The 16,121-nt window shown below is 68.4% G+C and carries 17 protein-coding genes; 15 read left to right on the top strand and 2 right to left on the bottom strand.

Annotated elements, in window-relative coordinates; translation table 11 throughout:
- The first annotated feature begins 594 nt into the window (after positions 1–594).
- The 13 genes from AC4OR5_RS22740 (at position 595) to AC4OR5_RS22800 (ending at position 13,181) form a co-directional block, all read left to right on the top strand.
- The gene (locus AC4OR5_RS22740) at positions 595–1,188 is read left to right on the top strand and encodes a MarC family protein (protein WP_003095417.1); all 594 of its coding nucleotides are present in this window, start codon (positions 595–597) and stop codon (positions 1,186–1,188) included.
- Between the two features lie 424 nt (positions 1,189–1,612).
- Positions 1,613–2,878, top strand: a complete 1,266-nt coding sequence (gene urtA / locus AC4OR5_RS22745; protein WP_003123536.1) for an urea ABC transporter substrate-binding protein — start codon at positions 1,613–1,615, stop codon at positions 2,876–2,878.
- Positions 2,879–3,037: 159 nt separating this feature from the next.
- The gene (urtB, locus tag AC4OR5_RS22750; RefSeq protein WP_058159923.1) at positions 3,038–4,627 is read left to right on the top strand and encodes an urea ABC transporter permease subunit UrtB; all 1,590 of its coding nucleotides are present in this window, start codon (positions 3,038–3,040) and stop codon (positions 4,625–4,627) included.
- On the top strand, positions 4,624–5,703 hold the full coding sequence (gene urtC / locus AC4OR5_RS22755) for an urea ABC transporter permease subunit UrtC (RefSeq protein ID WP_023107243.1): 1,080 nt from the start codon (positions 4,624–4,626) through the stop codon (positions 5,701–5,703). Before urtB ends, urtC begins: the two co-directional genes overlap by 4 nt.
- Complete coding sequence (gene urtD, locus AC4OR5_RS22760; RefSeq protein WP_079992387.1) at positions 5,700–6,557, top strand: urea ABC transporter ATP-binding protein UrtD; 858 nt, start codon at positions 5,700–5,702, stop codon at positions 6,555–6,557. The genes urtC and urtD overlap by 4 nt, the downstream gene beginning before the upstream one ends.
- A gap of 136 nt (positions 6,558–6,693) precedes the next feature.
- Positions 6,694–7,392 carry an urea ABC transporter ATP-binding subunit UrtE gene (urtE, locus tag AC4OR5_RS22765; RefSeq protein ID WP_003105134.1) on the top strand — a complete coding sequence of 233 codons (699 nt, stop codon included), beginning with the start codon at positions 6,694–6,696 and terminating at the stop codon, positions 7,390–7,392.
- A gap of 83 nt (positions 7,393–7,475) precedes the next feature.
- Complete coding sequence (locus AC4OR5_RS22770) at positions 7,476–7,928, top strand: GNAT family N-acetyltransferase (RefSeq protein WP_003095437.1); 453 nt, start codon at positions 7,476–7,478, stop codon at positions 7,926–7,928.
- 8 nt (positions 7,929–7,936) lie between these two features.
- Positions 7,937–8,779, top strand: a complete 843-nt coding sequence (locus tag AC4OR5_RS22775; protein ID WP_003116109.1) for an urease accessory protein UreD — start codon at positions 7,937–7,939, stop codon at positions 8,777–8,779.
- 1 nt (position 8,780) lies between these two features.
- A complete protein-coding gene (locus tag AC4OR5_RS22780; protein WP_003095443.1) occupies positions 8,781–9,083 on the top strand; it encodes an urease subunit gamma in 303 nt (100 codons plus the stop codon).
- Between the two features lie 8 nt (positions 9,084–9,091).
- Positions 9,092–9,610, top strand: coding sequence for an L-methionine sulfoximine N-acetyltransferase (locus AC4OR5_RS22785; protein WP_003099390.1), 519 nt, complete (start codon positions 9,092–9,094; stop codon positions 9,608–9,610).
- 16 nt (positions 9,611–9,626) lie between these two features.
- Positions 9,627–9,932: an urease subunit beta gene (locus AC4OR5_RS22790; RefSeq protein ID WP_003095450.1), complete on the top strand. Its 306-nt coding sequence runs from the start codon at positions 9,627–9,629 to the stop codon at positions 9,930–9,932.
- A 62-nt stretch (positions 9,933–9,994) separates the two neighbouring features.
- On the top strand, positions 9,995–11,695 hold the full coding sequence (gene ureC, locus AC4OR5_RS22795; protein ID WP_009314318.1) for an urease subunit alpha: 1,701 nt from the start codon (positions 9,995–9,997) through the stop codon (positions 11,693–11,695).
- A gap of 118 nt (positions 11,696–11,813) precedes the next feature.
- Complete coding sequence (locus AC4OR5_RS22800) at positions 11,814–13,181, top strand: hypothetical protein (RefSeq protein ID WP_019486470.1); 1,368 nt, start codon at positions 11,814–11,816, stop codon at positions 13,179–13,181.
- A gap of 9 nt (positions 13,182–13,190) precedes the next feature.
- Here AC4OR5_RS22800 and AC4OR5_RS22805 read toward each other — a convergent pair whose 3' ends face one another.
- A complete protein-coding gene (locus AC4OR5_RS22805) occupies positions 13,191–13,457 on the bottom strand; it encodes a DksA/TraR family C4-type zinc finger protein (RefSeq protein WP_003095462.1) in 267 nt (88 codons plus the stop codon).
- 125 nt (positions 13,458–13,582) lie between these two features.
- On the opposite strand from AC4OR5_RS22805, the gene AC4OR5_RS22810 reads away from it, so the two are divergent.
- Both AC4OR5_RS22810 and AC4OR5_RS22815 read left to right on the top strand, forming a co-directional pair.
- Positions 13,583–14,197, top strand: coding sequence for a hypothetical protein (locus tag AC4OR5_RS22810; RefSeq protein ID WP_079992389.1), 615 nt, complete (start codon positions 13,583–13,585; stop codon positions 14,195–14,197).
- Positions 14,198–14,297: 100 nt separating this feature from the next.
- Positions 14,298–15,044, top strand: coding sequence for a hypothetical protein (locus tag AC4OR5_RS22815; protein ID WP_003095466.1), 747 nt, complete (start codon positions 14,298–14,300; stop codon positions 15,042–15,044).
- 6 nt (positions 15,045–15,050) lie between these two features.
- On the opposite strand, the gene AC4OR5_RS22820 is transcribed toward AC4OR5_RS22815, so the two are convergent.
- Positions 15,051–15,914, bottom strand: a complete 864-nt coding sequence (locus AC4OR5_RS22820; protein ID WP_003121125.1) for an isocitrate lyase/PEP mutase family protein — start codon at positions 15,912–15,914, stop codon at positions 15,051–15,053.
- Positions 15,915–16,121 lie beyond the last annotated feature (207 nt).

Below are 16,121 nucleotides of genomic sequence, written 5' to 3' on the forward strand. Positions count from 1 at the left end.
TGCCAGATCCAGACCAATGCGACTAAGGTTCATGCTGACTCCCCCTCCGGGACTTGTGGCTGCACCATTAGTCTGGCGCTTGACGCCGTAGGAGGGAGGAGTCCATTTCATTGCCCTACGCCCCGGTGGTCCCGACTCCCGTAGGGCGCATGACGCCAACGGCGTTATCCACCGATACCGCCATTTCCGCCACGGCGGATAACCGCAAGCGGCTATTCGCCCTACGCCCCGGTGGTCCCGGCTCCCGTAGGGCGCATAACGCCAACGGCGTTATCCGCCGATACCGCCACTTCCGCCACGGCGGATAACCGCACGCGGTTATTCGCCCTACGCCCCGGTGGTCCCGACTCCCGTAGGGCGCATGACGCCACCGATACCGCCATTTCCGCCACGGCGGATAACCGCAAGCGGCTATTCGCCCTACGCCCCGGTGGTCCCGGCTCCCGTAGGGCGCATGACGCCAACGGCGTTATCCGCCGACATCCGGCCTCGTTGTCACATGCCACGCGAACCGGCATATTGCCAACCCGCCGGACATCGCACCGGCCCGTCGCACGCTATGCTCATGCCCACACCCGGACCGGAAGCGCCTCCATGCATTTGCTGTTCAGCGTCTACCTGAAGATGCTGGTGCTCTATAGCCCCTTCTTCGTGCTGTCCTGCTTCATCAGCCTCAGCCGCGGCTTCGGCCCGCGCGACCGCAAGCGCATGGCCTGGCGGGTGGCCCTGGCGGCGCTGATCGCCAGCGTCGCGCTGTACCTGTTCGGCCGCTACATCTTCATCCTCTTCGGTATCACCGCCGACGCCTTCCGCATCGGCGCCGGCAGCGTGCTGTTCATCTCCGCGCTGGGCATGGCCCAGGGCCGCGCGGCGGTGCAGAGCGACAACGTGCAGCAGGACGTGACCATCGTCCCGCTGACCATTCCCCTCACCGTCGGCCCCGGCACCATTGGCGCGCTGCTGGTGATGGGCGTCGGCCAGGGCTGGGAGGCCAAGCTGATCTCGCTGGTGGCGATCTTCCTCGCCTGCCTGACCCTCGGCACCACGCTCTATCTTTCCGACCGCATCGAACGCCTGCTTGGCGACCAGGGCCTGCAGATCGTCAGTCGCCTGATGGGTCTGTTCGTCTGCGCGCTGGCGGCGCAGATCATCGTCACCGGCCTGAAGGGTTCGCTGTTCCCAGGCTGAGCGCACCAGCCTGAGGCGGACGCCCTGGATGCCGCGCCCTGACGCACCGCGGTGGTGCCCGGGCGAAGCGGCGGCGCTCCCATGGACGCGCCGCCGGCGGTAGGGAGGGAGGTCAGCGCGACGCCTCCCCATCCGGAGCCCACGCCCCCTTCTCCGTCGATATCCGGCGAAAACCCGTTGAAAACGCGGCCTTCCCCGGCATAGCCAGGCCTGCTCGGCATGCTTCCCCGGCGACTCGCGGCGCCTTTTCGCCGACCGATACCGGCCAGCGCCAAGAAGAGGCACAGCCTTTGCTCTGGAGCCTCGACGAAGAGATCCAGGCCGCAGTGCGCACCCCGCCGTCCACCGGACGGATGCCCGACGACAAGCACGACGCCTCCTGAAAACTGCCGCCCCGACCGCTGGTGAATGGAGAACAACACCAATGAAACGTCGCAGTCTGCTCAAGGCCTTCACGCTGTCCGCGTCCATCGCTTCCATGGGCCTGTCCTGGTCCATCCAGGCCGCCGAAACCATCAAGGTCGGCATCCTTCACTCGCTGTCCGGGACCATGGCGATCTCCGAGACCTCGCTGAAGGACATGGCCCTGATGACCATCGACGAGATCAACGCCAAGGGCGGGGTCAACGGCAAGAAGCTGGAGGCGGTGGTGGTCGATCCGGCGTCGAACTGGCCGCTGTTCGCGGAAAAGGCCCGCCAGTTGCTGACCCAGGACAAGGTCGCGGTGGTCTTCGGTTGCTGGACCTCGGTGTCGCGCAAATCCGTGTTGCCGGTGTTCGAGGAACTCAACGGATTGCTGTTCTACCCGGTCCAGTACGAGGGCGAGGAACTCTCGCCGAACGTCTTCTATACCGGCGCGGCGCCGAACCAGCAGGCGATCCCCGCGGTGGAGTACCTGATGAGCGAGGACGGCGGCGGCGCCAGGCGCTTCTTCCTGCTCGGCACCGACTATGTCTACCCGCGCACCACCAACAAGATCCTGCGCGCCTTCCTGCACAGCAAGGGCGTGGACGACAAGGACATCCAGGAGGTCTACACGCCGTTCGGCCACAGCGACTACCAGACCATCGTCGCCGACATCAAGAAGTTCGCCGCAGGCGGCAAGACCGCGGTGGTCTCCACCGTCAACGGCGACTCCAACGTGCCCTTCTACAAGGAACTGGCCAACCAGGGCCTGGAAGCCACCGAGGTGCCTGTGGTGGCCTTCTCCGTAGGCGAGGAAGAACTGCGCGGCATCGACACCAAGCCGCTGGTCGGCAACCTGGCGGCATGGAACTACTTCGAGTCGGTGAGCAATCCGGTCAACGAGAAGTTCGTCGCCGACTGGAAAGCCTACGCCAAGGCGAAGAACCTGCCGAACTACGCCACCGCGGTGACCAACGATCCCATGGAAGCCACCTACGTCGGCATCCACATGTGGGCGCAGGCCGTGGAAAAGGCCGGCAGCACCGAGGTCGACAAGGTTCGCGAGGCGATGGCCGGACAAAGCTTCAAGGCGCCATCCGGCTACACGCTGGTCATGGACAAGAGCAACCACCACCTGCACAAGCCGGTGATGATCGGCGAGATCCAGGACGACGGCCAGTTCGAAGTGGTCTGGAAGACCCCCGAACCGCTTCGCGCGCAACCCTGGAGCCCGTTCATCCCGGGCAACGAGAAGAAGCCGGAGCATGCGCTGAAGAGCAACTGATTTCTGCCGTGAAGAACCCTGCCCCCCCTGACCAGGCGTTCCCCTGAACGGAACGGGAACGCCCCGGTCGCGCGCCGAACGGCCCCCTCGCCCTTCAGGGAGAGGGCGGGGGAGAGGGGCAACGACCGGCCACACCGCACGTCGCCCAGGAACCCCAGCATGCCCCTTGCCCTCCTCACCCGCCCGCTCCAGGCCTGTGTCCTGGTCCTGGCCGCCCTTCTCGCGGTGACGGCCTACGCCGGACCGGCGCAGGACTTCGCCGCTGCCGACAACGGCGGTCGCGCCCACCTTCTCGAACACTGGGCGGCTACGCCCGACGCCGGTCGCCTGGCCTTTCTCGAAGCGCTGCGCCACAACCGCATTGCGCTGGATAGCCACCAGCAGCCATTCCTCCTCGGCGCCGACCAGCGCTTCCAGGCCGCCGAAGGCGACGCCCTGCCGGACGGCGAGCCGAAGCCGCTGCGCCTGAACAATCGCCTGCGCGGCCTGCTCAACACCGCCCTGGCCAGCCACCAGTTGGTGGCCAACGAAGTGCCGCTGCGGCTGGCCGCCGCGCAGCAGTTGCAGAAGACCGCCAAGGCCGCGCAACGGCCGCTGCTCGAAGCGCGCCTGCGGATAGAGAGCGACGCTGGCGTGAAGGAAGCCCTCGGCCTGGCCCTGGCCAACCTGCAACTCGGCGATCCCGACCCGGCGCTACGCCTTTCCGCCGTGCGCCTGCTCGGCGAGTCCGGCGATCCGCTGGCGCGAACCCGCCTGGAGAACCTGCTCGACCCAGCGGTAGAACCGGAGGAAGGCGTACGCATCGCCGCCGCCACCAGCCTGGCCCAGGTCAAGCGCCGGCTGCTGGTCGGCGACCTGCTCGGCCAGGCCTTCAGCGGCCTGTCGCTGGGCTCGATCCTGCTGCTCGCGGCGCTCGGCCTGGCGATCACCTACGGCCTGCTCGGGGTGATCAACATGGCCCACGGCGAAATGCTCATGCTCGGCGCCTACTCCACCTACGTGGTGCAACTGCTGTTCCAGCGCCTGGCGCCGGAATGGCTGGCGCTCTACCCGTTGCTGGCGCTACCGGTGGCGTTCTGCGTCAGCGCCGCCATCGGCATGGCCCTGGAGCGCACGGTGATCCGCCATCTCTACGGCCGGCCGCTGGAAACCCTGCTCGCCACCTGGGGCATCAGCCTGGTGCTGATCCAGCTGGTGCGGATGCTGTTCGGCGCGCAGAACGTCGAGGTAGCCAACCCGGCCTGGCTGTCCGGCGGCATCCAAGTGCTGCCGAACCTGGTGCTGCCGTGGAACCGCATCGTCATCATCGGCTTCGCCCTGTTCGTGCTGCTCCTCACCTGGCTGCTGCTGAACCGCACGCGGCTCGGCCTGAACGTCCGCGCGGTGACCCAGAACCGCAACATGGCGGCCTGCTGCGGGGTGCCCACAGGGCGCGTGGACATGCTCGCCTTCGGTCTCGGCTCGGGCATCGCCGGGCTCGGCGGGGTAGCCCTGTCGCAGGTCGGCAACGTCGGCCCGGACCTCGGCCAGGGCTACATCATCGACTCCTTCCTGGTGGTGGTGCTCGGCGGCGTCGGCCAGCTCGCCGGCAGCGTCCTCGCCGCCTTCGGCCTCGGCGTGGCGAACAAGATCCTCGAACCGCAGATCGGCGCGGTGCTGGGCAAGATCCTGATCCTCGCGCTGATCGTCCTGTTCATCCAGAAACGCCCGCAGGGACTGTTCGCCCTGAAAGGGAGGGTCATCGATTGAACCAGCCACTCACCGTCACCCTCGCCCGCAAGGCCGGCGGCCGCGTCACCGTTATCGCGCTCGGCGCAGCCTTCGCCACGCTGCTGGCCATGCCGCTGCTGCACCTGCTGCCGGCGGACAGCGCGCTGCACCTCTCGGCCTACAGCCTGACCCTGACCGGCAAGATCCTCTGCTACGCCATCGTCGCCCTCGCCCTCGACCTGGTCTGGGGCTACGCCGGCCTGCTGTCCCTCGGCCACGGGCTGTTCTTCGCCCTCGGCGGCTACGCCATGGGCATGTACCTGATGCGCCAGGCCTCCGGCGACAGCCTGCCGGCGTTCATGACCTTCCTTTCCTGGAACGAACTGCCCTGGTACTGGGCCGGCACCCAGCACTTCCTCTGGGCGCTGTGCCTGGTGGTGCTGGTGCCCGGCGCGCTGGCCTTCGCCTTCGGCTACTTCGCCTTCCGCTCGCGGATCCGCGGCGTGTACTTCTCGATCATGACCCAGGCCCTGACCTTCGCCGGCATGCTGCTGTTCTTCCGCAACGAGACCGGTTTCGGCGGCAACAACGGCTTCACCGACTTCCGCAGCATCCTCGGCTTCCCGATCACCGCGCCGGGCACCCGCGCCGCCCTGTTCCTCGCCACCGTCGCGCTGCTCGCGGCCAGCCTGCTGCTCGGCTGGCGCCTGGCGCGGAGCAAGTTCGGCCGGGTCCTCACCGCGCTGCGCGACGCCGAGAACCGCCTGATGTTCTGCGGCTACGACCCGCGCGGCTACAAGCTCTTCGTCTGGACCCTGAGCGCGGTGCTCTGCGGCCTCGCCGGCGCGCTGTTCGTGCCGCAGGTGGGGATCATCAACCCCAGCGAGATGTCGCCGACCAACTCCATCGAAGCCGCCGTCTGGGTCGCCCTCGGCGGACGCGGCACCCTGCTCGGCCCGCTGCTCGGCGCCGGCGTGGTGAACGGCGCGAAGAGCTGGTTCACCGTGGCCTTCCCGGAGTACTGGCTGTTCTTCCTCGGCGCACTGTTCATCGTCGTCACCCTGTACCTGCCGCGCGGTCTGCTCGGCCTGCTGCGCAAGGAGAAGGAGCAATGAGGACCACCCCGCACCTGATGCTCGAACCGGCCTTCCACCCCGGCCTCGATACCGCCGGCAGCGGCCGCGACGCCATCGGCCTGGGCGCCGCCACCAGCGGCCGGCTGGACGCGCGCCACGGCACCATCCTCAGCCTGGAAGACATCAACGTCAGCTTCGACGGCTTCAAGGCCCTGCGCGACCTGACCCTGTACATCGGCGTCGGCGAATTGCGCTGCATCATCGGCCCCAACGGCGCCGGCAAGACCACCCTGATGGACGTGATCACCGGCAAGACCCGCCCGCAGAGCGGTACCGCGTATTTCGGCGACACCCTCGACCTGACCCGCATGAGCGAGGTGCAGATCGCCCAGGCCGGGATCGGCCGCAAGTTCCAGAAGCCCACGGTGTTCGAGGCCCTGAGCGTGTTCGAGAACCTCGAACTGGCGCAGAGGGCCGACAAGTCGGTGTGGGCCAGCCTGCGCGCGCGGCTCGACGGCACGCAGAGGGAACGCATCGAGGAGGTGCTCGCCACCATCCACCTGCTGGAGTCGCGGCAGCGTCCGGCGGGTTTGCTGTCCCACGGCCAGAAGCAGTTCCTCGAGATCGGCATGCTGCTGGTGCAGGAACCGCAGTTGCTGCTGCTCGACGAGCCGGTGGCGGGCATGACCGATGCCGAGACCGAATTCACCGCCGAGCTGTTCAAGTCCCTGGCGCGCAAGCACTCGCTGATGGTGGTGGAGCACGACATGGGTTTCGTCGGCAGCATCGCCGACCATGTCACCGTGCTGCACCAGGGCCACGTGCTGGCCGAAGGCTCGCTGGCGGAGGTACAGGCCGACGAACAGGTGATCGAGGTCTACCTCGGTCGCTGACGCCAGCCATCCGCTCGGCGGGTAGCACCTGCCAAGTGGCGCCCGTCGCGTAGGGCGAATGACCGCTCGCGGTTACCCGCCGAGCCAGGTTGGGAATCGCAGTGAAGAACCATCACGGGACAAATGGAAGAGAACCATGCTGCAAGTCGACAAGCTCCACCAGTACTACGGCGGTAGCCATATCCTCCGTGGCCTGAGCTTCGAGGCGAAGGTCGGCGAGGTGACCTGCCTGCTCGGTCGCAACGGGGTGGGCAAGACCACCCTGCTGCGCTGCCTGATGGGCCTGGTCCCGGCCCGCGAGGGCCAGGTCGCCTGGGAAGGCCGTTCGCTCACCGGACTCAGGCCGCACCAGCGGGTCCGCGCCGGGATCGCCTACGTGCCGCAGGGACGGGAAATCTTCCCCCGGCTGACGGTGGAAGAGAACCTGCTGATGGGACTGTCCCGTTTCAGCGCCAGGGACGCCCGGGCGGTGCCGGACTTCATCTACGAGCTGTTCCCGGTCCTGCGCGAAATGAAACAGCGCCGCGGCGGCGACCTCTCCGGCGGCCAGCAGCAGCAACTGGCGATCGGCCGCGCCCTGGCCAGCCAGCCGCGACTGCTGATCCTCGACGAACCCACGGAAGGCATCCAGCCTTCGGTGATCAAGGAGATCGGCACGGTCGTCCGCAGCCTGGCGGCGCGCGGCGACATGGCGATCCTGCTGGTCGAGCAGTTCTACGACTTCGCCGCCGAACTGGCCGACCAATACCTGGTGATGGCGCGCGGCGAGATCGTCCAGCAGGGCCGCGGCCGCGACATGGAGAGCGAGGGCGTGCGCGGGCTGGTGGCGATTTGAACGGACTGGGACACACTGCCGCTGGCGCAACCGGGGCCTGCGCTGGCAATCTCTATGCCCTCGTCTTTCCGCAGGAGGTCGAAATGACCGTCACTCTGCGCCCGGCCGTCCAGGCCGACGCGGGCTTCGCCGCGCTCTGCGTCGCCGCCGCCTATGCCCCGTGGATCGCGGTGATCGGCCGCAAACCCTGGCCGATGACCCAGGACTACCACGAGGTGATCGCCAGCGACCGGGTCCTCATCGCCGAGCACGACGGCCAGCCGGTCGGCCTGCTGGTGACCCGGGAAACCGCCGACGGCTTCCTCGTCGACAACCTCGCCGTGCTTCCCGAATGCAAGGGCCAGGGCATCGGCCGACAGCTGCTGGAACGCGCCGAGCGCGACGCGACGAGCCTCGGCTACCGCTCGCTGTACCTCTACACCAACGAGCGGATGACGGAAAACATCGCGCTCTACGCCAGGGTCGGCTACCTCGAATACGAACGCCGCCAGGAAGAGGGATTCCGCCGCGTGTTCATGCGCAAGGCCCTGGCCTGACCCGACCGATGACCGCCGCCCTCCCCGACCTGAGCTTCCACCCCGCCTGGCACGCCCAGCTGGAGCTGGCCTACGCCCGCGCCGGCGACGCCACACGCCCGGTGACGCGGCGCCACGCCGGACCGCTGCGGGTGCAGAAGCACCTCTACGCCGAAGGCCCGGAAGTCTGCCAGCACATCCTCGTGCATCCGCCCGGCGGCATCGCCGGCGGCGACAGCCTGGCCTTCGACGTGCGCCTCGGCGAACGCGCCTGGGCCCAGCTCACCAGCCCCGGCGCGGCCAAGTGGTACCGCGCCGCCTGCCCGTCGCGGCAGACCCTGGAGATCCACCTGGAGCCCGGCGCCACCCTGGAATGGCTGCCGCAGGAAAGCATCGTCTTCGCCGGCGCCCAGGCCGAACTGGAAACCCGTATCCAACTGCGCGGCGACGCCCGCCTGTTCTACTGGGACATGGTCGCGCTCGGCCGCCCGGCCAGCGGCGAGCGCTTCGCCAGCGGCCACTTCGTCGCAGCCCTGGACATCCGTCGCGACGACCGCCTGCTCTGGCACGAGCGCCAGCGCATCGACGGCGGCGACCGCCTGCTCGACTCGCCGATCGGCCTCGCCGGGCACCCGGTGCTGGCGACCCTGGTCGCCAGCGGCGAGATCGACACCGACCTGCTGCAACGCTGCCGCGCGCTCCCCTGCGCCGGCCGCGGCAACCTCAGCCAGTTGCCCGGAGGCCTGCTGGTGGCGCGCTGCCTGGCCGACGAGGCGCTGCACGCGCGAGCCTGGCTGATCGAACTCTGGCGCCTGCTGCGGCCGGCGCTGCTCGGCCGCGAGGCCGTTCCCCCACGCATCTGGAGTACCTGAGATGGACTTGTCCCCCCGCGAGAAAGACAAGCTGCTGATCTTCACCGCCGGCCTGCTCGCCGAGCGCCGGCTGGCACGCGGTCTCAAGCTGAACTACCCGGAGGCGGTGGCGCTGATCTCCGCCGCCCTGCTGGAGGGCGCGCGCGACGGCCGCAGCGTCGCCGAACTGATGCACTACGGCACCACCCTGCTGAGCCGCGAGCAGGTGATGGAGGGCGTGCCGGAGATGATCCCGGACATCCAGGTAGAGGCCACCTTCCCCGACGGCACCAAGCTGGTGACCGTCCACCAGCCCATCGCCTGAGGCCGCCCATGAGCGCTTCGATCCGCGACGCCGGCGTCGCCGACCTGCCCGGCATCCTCGCCATCTACAACGACGCCGTGGGCAATACCACGGCGATCTGGAACGAAACCCCGGTGGACCTGGCCAACCGCCAGGCCTGGTTCGACACCCGCGCCCGCCAGGGCTACCCGATCCTGGTGGCGAGCGACGCCGCCGGCGAAGTGCTCGGCTACGCCTCCTACGGCGACTGGCGACCCTTCGAGGGCTTCCGCGGCACCGTCGAGCACTCCGTCTACGTGCGCGACGACCAGCGCGGCAAAGGCCTCGGCGTGCAACTGCTACAGGCGCTGATCGAACGTGCGCGGGCCCAGGGACTGCACGTCATGGTGGCCGCCATCGAAAGCGGCAATGCCGCCTCGATCGGCCTGCACCGGCGCCTCGGCTTCGAGATCAGCGGGCAGATGCCGCAGGTGGGCCAGAAGTTCGGCCGCTGGCTCGACCTGACCTTCATGCAACTGAACCTCGACCCGACGCGCAGCGCGCCCTGAACCCCAAGGAGCCCCCATGATCCCCGGTGAATACGACATCCAGCCCGGCGATATCGAACTCAACGCCGGCCGCCGCACCCTCGCCCTGAGCGTGGCGAACACCGGTGACCGGCCGATCCAGGTCGGCTCGCACTACCACTTCTTCGAGGTGAACGACGCCCTCGCCTTCGACCGTCCGGCCACCCGTGGCATGCGCCTGAACATCGCCGCCGGCACCGCGGTGCGCTTCGAACCGGGGCAGAGCCGCGAGGTGGAGCTGGTGGAAATCGGCGGCGGACGGCGGGTATACGGCTTTGCCGGGCGGGTGATGGGGGACCTCTAGGGCCCCACTGGCCAGGTTCGACCAAAGACAGCGAACACCGACGATCGCCAAAGGAGCGTTCGATGAAAATCAGCAGACAAGCCTACGCCGACATGTTCGGCCCCACCGTCGGCGACCGCGTGCGCCTGGCCGACACCGACCTGTGGCTCGAGGTGGAACGGGACTTCACCGTCTATGGCGAGGAAGTGAAGTTCGGCGGCGGCAAGGTCATCCGCGACGGCATGGGCCAGAGCCAGCTGGGCGCGGCGCAGGTGGTCGACACGGTGATCACCAACGCGCTGATCCTCGACCACTGGGGCGTGGTCAAGGCCGACGTCGGTCTCAAGGACGGGCGCATCCAGGCCATCGGCAAGGCCGGCAACCCGGACATCCAGCCCGGGGTGAACATCGCCATCGGCGCCGGCACCGAGGTGATCGCCGGCGAGGGCATGATCCTCACCGCCGGCGGCATCGACACGCACATCCACTTCATCTGCCCGCAGCAGATCGAAGAGGCGCTGATGAGCGGCGTCACCACCATGATCGGCGGCGGCACCGGCCCCGCCGCCGGGACCAACGCCACCACCTGCACCTCCGGTCCCTGGCACATGGCGCGGATGCTCCAGGCCGCCGACGCCTTCCCGATGAACATCGGCTTCACCGGCAAGGGCAACGCCAGCCTGCCGCTGCCGCTGGAGGAGCAGGTACTCGCCGGCGCCATCGGCCTGAAGCTGCACGAGGACTGGGGCAGCACCCCGGCGGCGATCGACAACTGCCTGGAGGTGGCCGAGCGCCACGACATCCAGGTGGCGATCCACACCGACACCCTCAACGAATCCGGCTTCGTCGAGACCACCCTCGGCGCCTTCAAGGGCCGCACCATCCACACCTACCACACCGAGGGCGCCGGCGGCGGCCACGCACCGGACATCATCAAGGCCTGCGGCTTCGCCAACGTGCTGCCCAGCTCGACCAACCCGACACGGCCGTTCACCCGCAATACCATCGACGAGCACCTGGACATGCTGATGGTCTGCCACCACCTCGACCCGGCCATCGCCGAGGACGTGGCCTTCGCCGAGTCGCGCATCCGCCGCGAGACCATCGCCGCCGAGGACATCCTCCACGACCTCGGCGCGTTCAGCATGATCAGCTCCGACAGCCAGGCCATGGGCCGGGTCGGCGAAGTGATCACGCGCACCTGGCAGACCGCCGACAAGATGAAGCGCCAGCGCGGCCGCCTCGACGGCGACGGTGCGCGCAACGACAACTTCCGCGCCAGGCGCTACATCGCCAAGTACACCATCAACCCGGCGATCACCCACGGCATCAGCCATGAAGTGGGCTCCGTCGAAGCCGGCAAGTGGGCCGACCTGGTGCTCTGGCGCCCGGCCTTCTTCGGCGTCAAGCCGAGCCTGATCCTCAAGGGCGGGGCCATCGCCGCCAGCCTGATGGGCGACATCAACGGCTCGATCCCCACGCCGCAGCCGGTGCACTACCGGCCGATGTTCGCCAGCTACGCCGGCAGCCGTCACGCGACCAGCCTGACCTTCGTCAGCCAGGCCGCCTTCGCCGCCGGCGTACCGCAGCAGCTCGGCCTGCGCAAGGCCATCGGCGTGGTCAGCGGCTGTCGCGGTGTGCAGAAGTCCGACCTGATCCACAACGGCTACCTGCCGACCATCGAGGTCGACGCACAGAACTACCAGGTACGCGCCGACGGCCAGTTGCTCTGGTGCGAACCGGCGGACGTGCTGCCGATGGCGCAGCGCTATTTCCTGTTCTGATTCCCACGCGACGGGTCCCGGCGCCACGCCGGGACGTCGACCGCTCCGTTCGGACAGCTTGGCTTGTCGGCGCTAGCGGCGACAATGGTGCCTCCCCGCAGCCGCCGGCAGTCCGTCCATGTCCTCCCGCCAATCGTCCCGCAACGCTTCCACCCCGTATCTGGCCAAGGCCTTCCAGGCGACGGCCATCGTCGTGGTCAGCTACTTCCTCTACTGGACCTACCAGCTCTACCAGTACGGCGAGATTCCCATCAGCAAGAAGGACGTGATGCTGCGCCAAGCCATCCTCGCGCGCTTTCCGGCGGACTACGAGGTGGAGATCAAGGGCGCCGACCTGCTCGGCTTCGGCGAGAAATTCCTGGTCGCCTACGGCAATCGGCGCTTCGTCGGCAAGGCCTTCGCCATGGACGACCAGGTCATCGAGCGCCTGGAGCGGAACCAGGGACGGACCAACCTGCCGCTGGTGAAGGTGTTCTACATCGCCGAACCCGGCCTCCTCTCCTCGCTGCTCAACCTCTCCCCGTTCCTGGATATCCAGAAGAACATGGTCGAGCTGAGCCTCCGGGAATACCGGAAGATCCAGTTGGTCCCCTTCGATCCGGACGCGAAGCGGAAACCGCGCGAGCAGTTCGAAACCGATTATGCCTTCCCCCAGCTGTTCAGCCTCAGCCAACTGGAAGTCGCCGACTACGACGGTGACGGCCGCGACGAACTGCGCCTGGGCTACCTGTCCTACGCCGGCGGTTCGGGAGGGACGCGCTGGTCGGTGATCTACGACCTGAAGGAGGGCGCGCTGAGCGCCCATTCCGGCTATCCGGAAATGCTCGACATCGACGTCGCCCGGTTCATCCAGGCGGTCAACCTGCACGCCGGCCTCGACGGCACCCTACCGCGCGACCAGCGTCAGCTGGAAGACGTGGTCGGCCGAGGCAGCGAGCGCTTCGCGCTGACCGCCGCGGAGCGCCAGGCACTGGTCGCCGACCCGCCGCAGCGGGACGACTACGCCAGGGTCCTGATGAGCCTTTCGCCGCGCTCGCCCTACGCCCCCGATCGCTTCATCGACCTCGGCGATGGCAGCCGACTGAGCCTGGCCCCGCGCCATACCGACGATTACTCGACCTTCCTCGACATCGGCGGGAAGAAAATCTTCGTCGAAGCCTTCTACGTCGACGACGACGCCTGCCACTGGTGCGAGCATCGCTGGCGAGTGATGGCTTTCCATTACGACGACGGTCGCTGGATCTCGGACCGCACCATCAACGGCGACGGCTTCAACGGGCAGTGGCTGCGCAACGCGGAGCCGCTGGGCCTCAACGACGTTTTCGGTACCTACCGCGACCAGGGCCCGGCGGGCCTGGCCTGGTCCTTCATCGACCCGCGCTGGACCGCCTCCAGCCAGCATGACCTGGACGATCCGCTGGGCGTGGGGATGCGCACCCTGTCGCCGGTGGAGCAATGGGTGAAGGAACGCTATCGGGAAAACTGAGGCAGGCCTTCAGCGCAACTGGCTGTCCTTGCTGCCGCGGCGGTTGTAGCCGCTGAACTTCGCCTGTTCCCTGTCGTGCTCGGCCTGGCAGTTGACGCACAGGCGCACGCCGGGAATCGCCCGGCGCCGCGCCTCGGGGATCGCCGCGTCGCACTCTTCGCAATGGGTCAGGCTCTCGCCACGGGGCAACTGGCTGCGCGCACGAGCGATGGCATCCTCGATCGTGCTGTCGATCTGTTCCTGCACCGCACCGTCGTTCGCCCACCCGCTGGCCATGACTGACTCCTCTGGCTGAAACCCTGGAACCTCCAGATATGGGCGTTCGCCCGCGGCTTTGCAAGGGCGGCGCGACCATCGGCCTGGCGTGGCACAATCGCCAGCCAAGCCTGAAGGTACACCGCATGATGGGACCGTTCCGCCGCCTCGCCCACCTGATCGACCAGGGCCGCCAGCTCGACGCCGCGCTCGCCGGCGATCCGTTCGCCCTGCCGGCGCCGGAGGACCGCTATAGCGTCCGGCAACTGCACGGCCTGTATCCGCGCCGTCATCCCGGTCTCTACGCACCGCTGCTCGGCAGCCTGGCGCTGCTGCTCGGTGCCGCGCCGCTGGGTCTTGCCGCGCTGCGCCTGGCATTGCCGGAGGCTCCTTTGCGGCCGCTGGGCTGGCTCTCCGCCCTGCCGCTGCTGGCGGCCTGGCTGTGGCTGATCGCCCTGCTCTCCCGCGGCGCCAGCCTCGGCCCGCGCCTGGCCCGCGACGCCAGTCTGCTGCTGGTCGGCGCCGGGCTCCTGCTGCGCCTGGCCAGCGGCGAGACGTCGGGCCTGGTGGCGCTCGGCGGCGGCGCCTGTGCCTGGCTGCTGTTCAACAGCCGCGCGATGCAACGCTACATGGAACTGGTCTACGCCCAGCGCCTGTACCGCGCCCAGTCGGCCAACCGCCCCGGTTCGGCGCAGCGGCGCCTGGTCAACCAGGCCGCCTACCGCGAACGCAAGCGACGCGAGCGCTCCGGGCGATCCTGAACCAGACTGTCGCCCTGCGACCTTCTGCGCATTGGCGGGCGCCGCCACCAGCGCGTAGGGTAACGCGCTCTCTCTCCTCGGCCTCAAGGACGACCCGGACATGAAGATCGACTCAGCCTCCAGCTCTCCGAGCCTGGCCCAGCGGCAGCTGATGACCCGCACTCCCGACCAGGATTTCCAGCGCGACTTCCAGGCCGCCTACGCGCGCCTCGCGGTCGCCGCCGAAGGCAGCGCGGAGCAGGCCGGGGCGCTGGCCGACACCCTCGGCGCCACCCAGCTGGAATACAGCCGGGTGCGCGGCGTCAGCCTGGAAGACCAGTTGCGCTTCGCCCATGTGCTCAACCGCGCCTGCGAAAACGGCGCGCAACTGGACGCCCGCGGCTTCCTCGCCCGCCTGGGCGCCGACGACCTGCAGGCGCTGCAGCGCAACATGGGCCTGGCCGAGCCGATCCGGGTCGAGGCGCTGAGCGAGGAAGGCGCGCGCAACCTGCTGCTGCCGGAAGGCTACAGCGTCGACCTGGACGGCGACGGCATCACCGAGGTGGGCGCCGCGAAGATCCGCCACTTCCCCCCGCGCGACGCACCGCAGGCCTTCCTCGACCAGTGGCTGGCGCTCACCGCCGGCATGGACGGCGCCGCCTATTCGAACGCCCGCGACGGGTTGCAATGGGCTTTCGATATCCGCGCCATGGCCGGCCAGCCCCTGGCCACCGACCAGTTGGCCAGCTACCGCACGGCGGTGGACGACTACCTGGGCATGCTCGCCGAGCACCGCCACGCCCTGGTTCCCGGCCAGTACGAACGCGACCTGCCGCTGTACCAGGCGCTGCGCCAGCGCCTGGCCTGAGGTCGCCTACTCTTTGACTTCCATGTAGTCGCGGGCCCAGGCCTGGTATTCCTCGGGGAAGGTGTACTTCTTCGACAGCTCCGAGGCGGTCAGGTCCGAGGCCACCGCACCGCGCTCCTCGCGCAGGCAGTCGTAGGTCGCCTTGATCGCGGCGAAATAGGCGGCGTGGCCGTTGACCACGACACGCACGCCGAGCCGCGCCAGGCGGGCGTCGTCGCGCAGTTGCGGATTACCGTAGGTGACCAGCATCAGCGGGATGTGCAGGTGCTCGGCGATCGCCTCGAGGTGGGCGAAGTCGCGCACGCCGACCAGGCAGATGCCATCGGCGCCGGCTTCCTGGTAGGCCAGGGTGCGCTGGATCACCGCATCGACGTCGATCAGTTCGGCGTTGGTCCGGGCAATGATGGTCAACGCCGGGTCGACCCTCGCCTCCAGGGCCGCGCGGATCTTGCCGACGCCTTCCTCGACGCAGATCAGGTCGGTGGACTTGCGCCCGAACTGCGCCGGCAGCAGGGTGTCCTCGATGGTCAGCGCAGCGATTCCGGCGCGCTCCAGTTCGACCACCGTACGCATTACGTTCAGCGCGTTGCCGTAGCCGTGGTCGGCGTCGGCGATCACCGGCAGGCGCGCCACCCGGCCGATGCGGGTGGCCTGCTCGACGAATTCGCTGAGGGTGATCAGGGCGAAGTCCGGCGCCGCCAGGACCTGCAGGGAAGCCACCGAACCGCCGAGGATGCCGCACTCGAAGCCGAGGTCGGCGGCGATGCGCGCCGACATGGGATCGAACACGGAAGCGGTGTGGTAGCAACGGGAGGAGTCCAACAGCGCGCGAAACATCGCACGCAACTCATGGTGTGAGGCTCTATGCATGACGAAATCCAGGACAACACGGCAAGACGGAGTGGGAAAGCAGCGCCAACATAGCACCATGCGCGGGCCCCTTGGCAAATCCGTATCCAAAGGTCGGGGCGGCCCGCACGGACGTACCAGGACGCTTCCTGCCGATCGCCGGCGGTGAAATCCGCGACGCTCTCGCATACACTGCGCGGCCGTTTTTTTCCCGGACCGTTTCGCGCC

This window comes from Pseudomonas sp. YA1 (assembly GCF_058680555.1).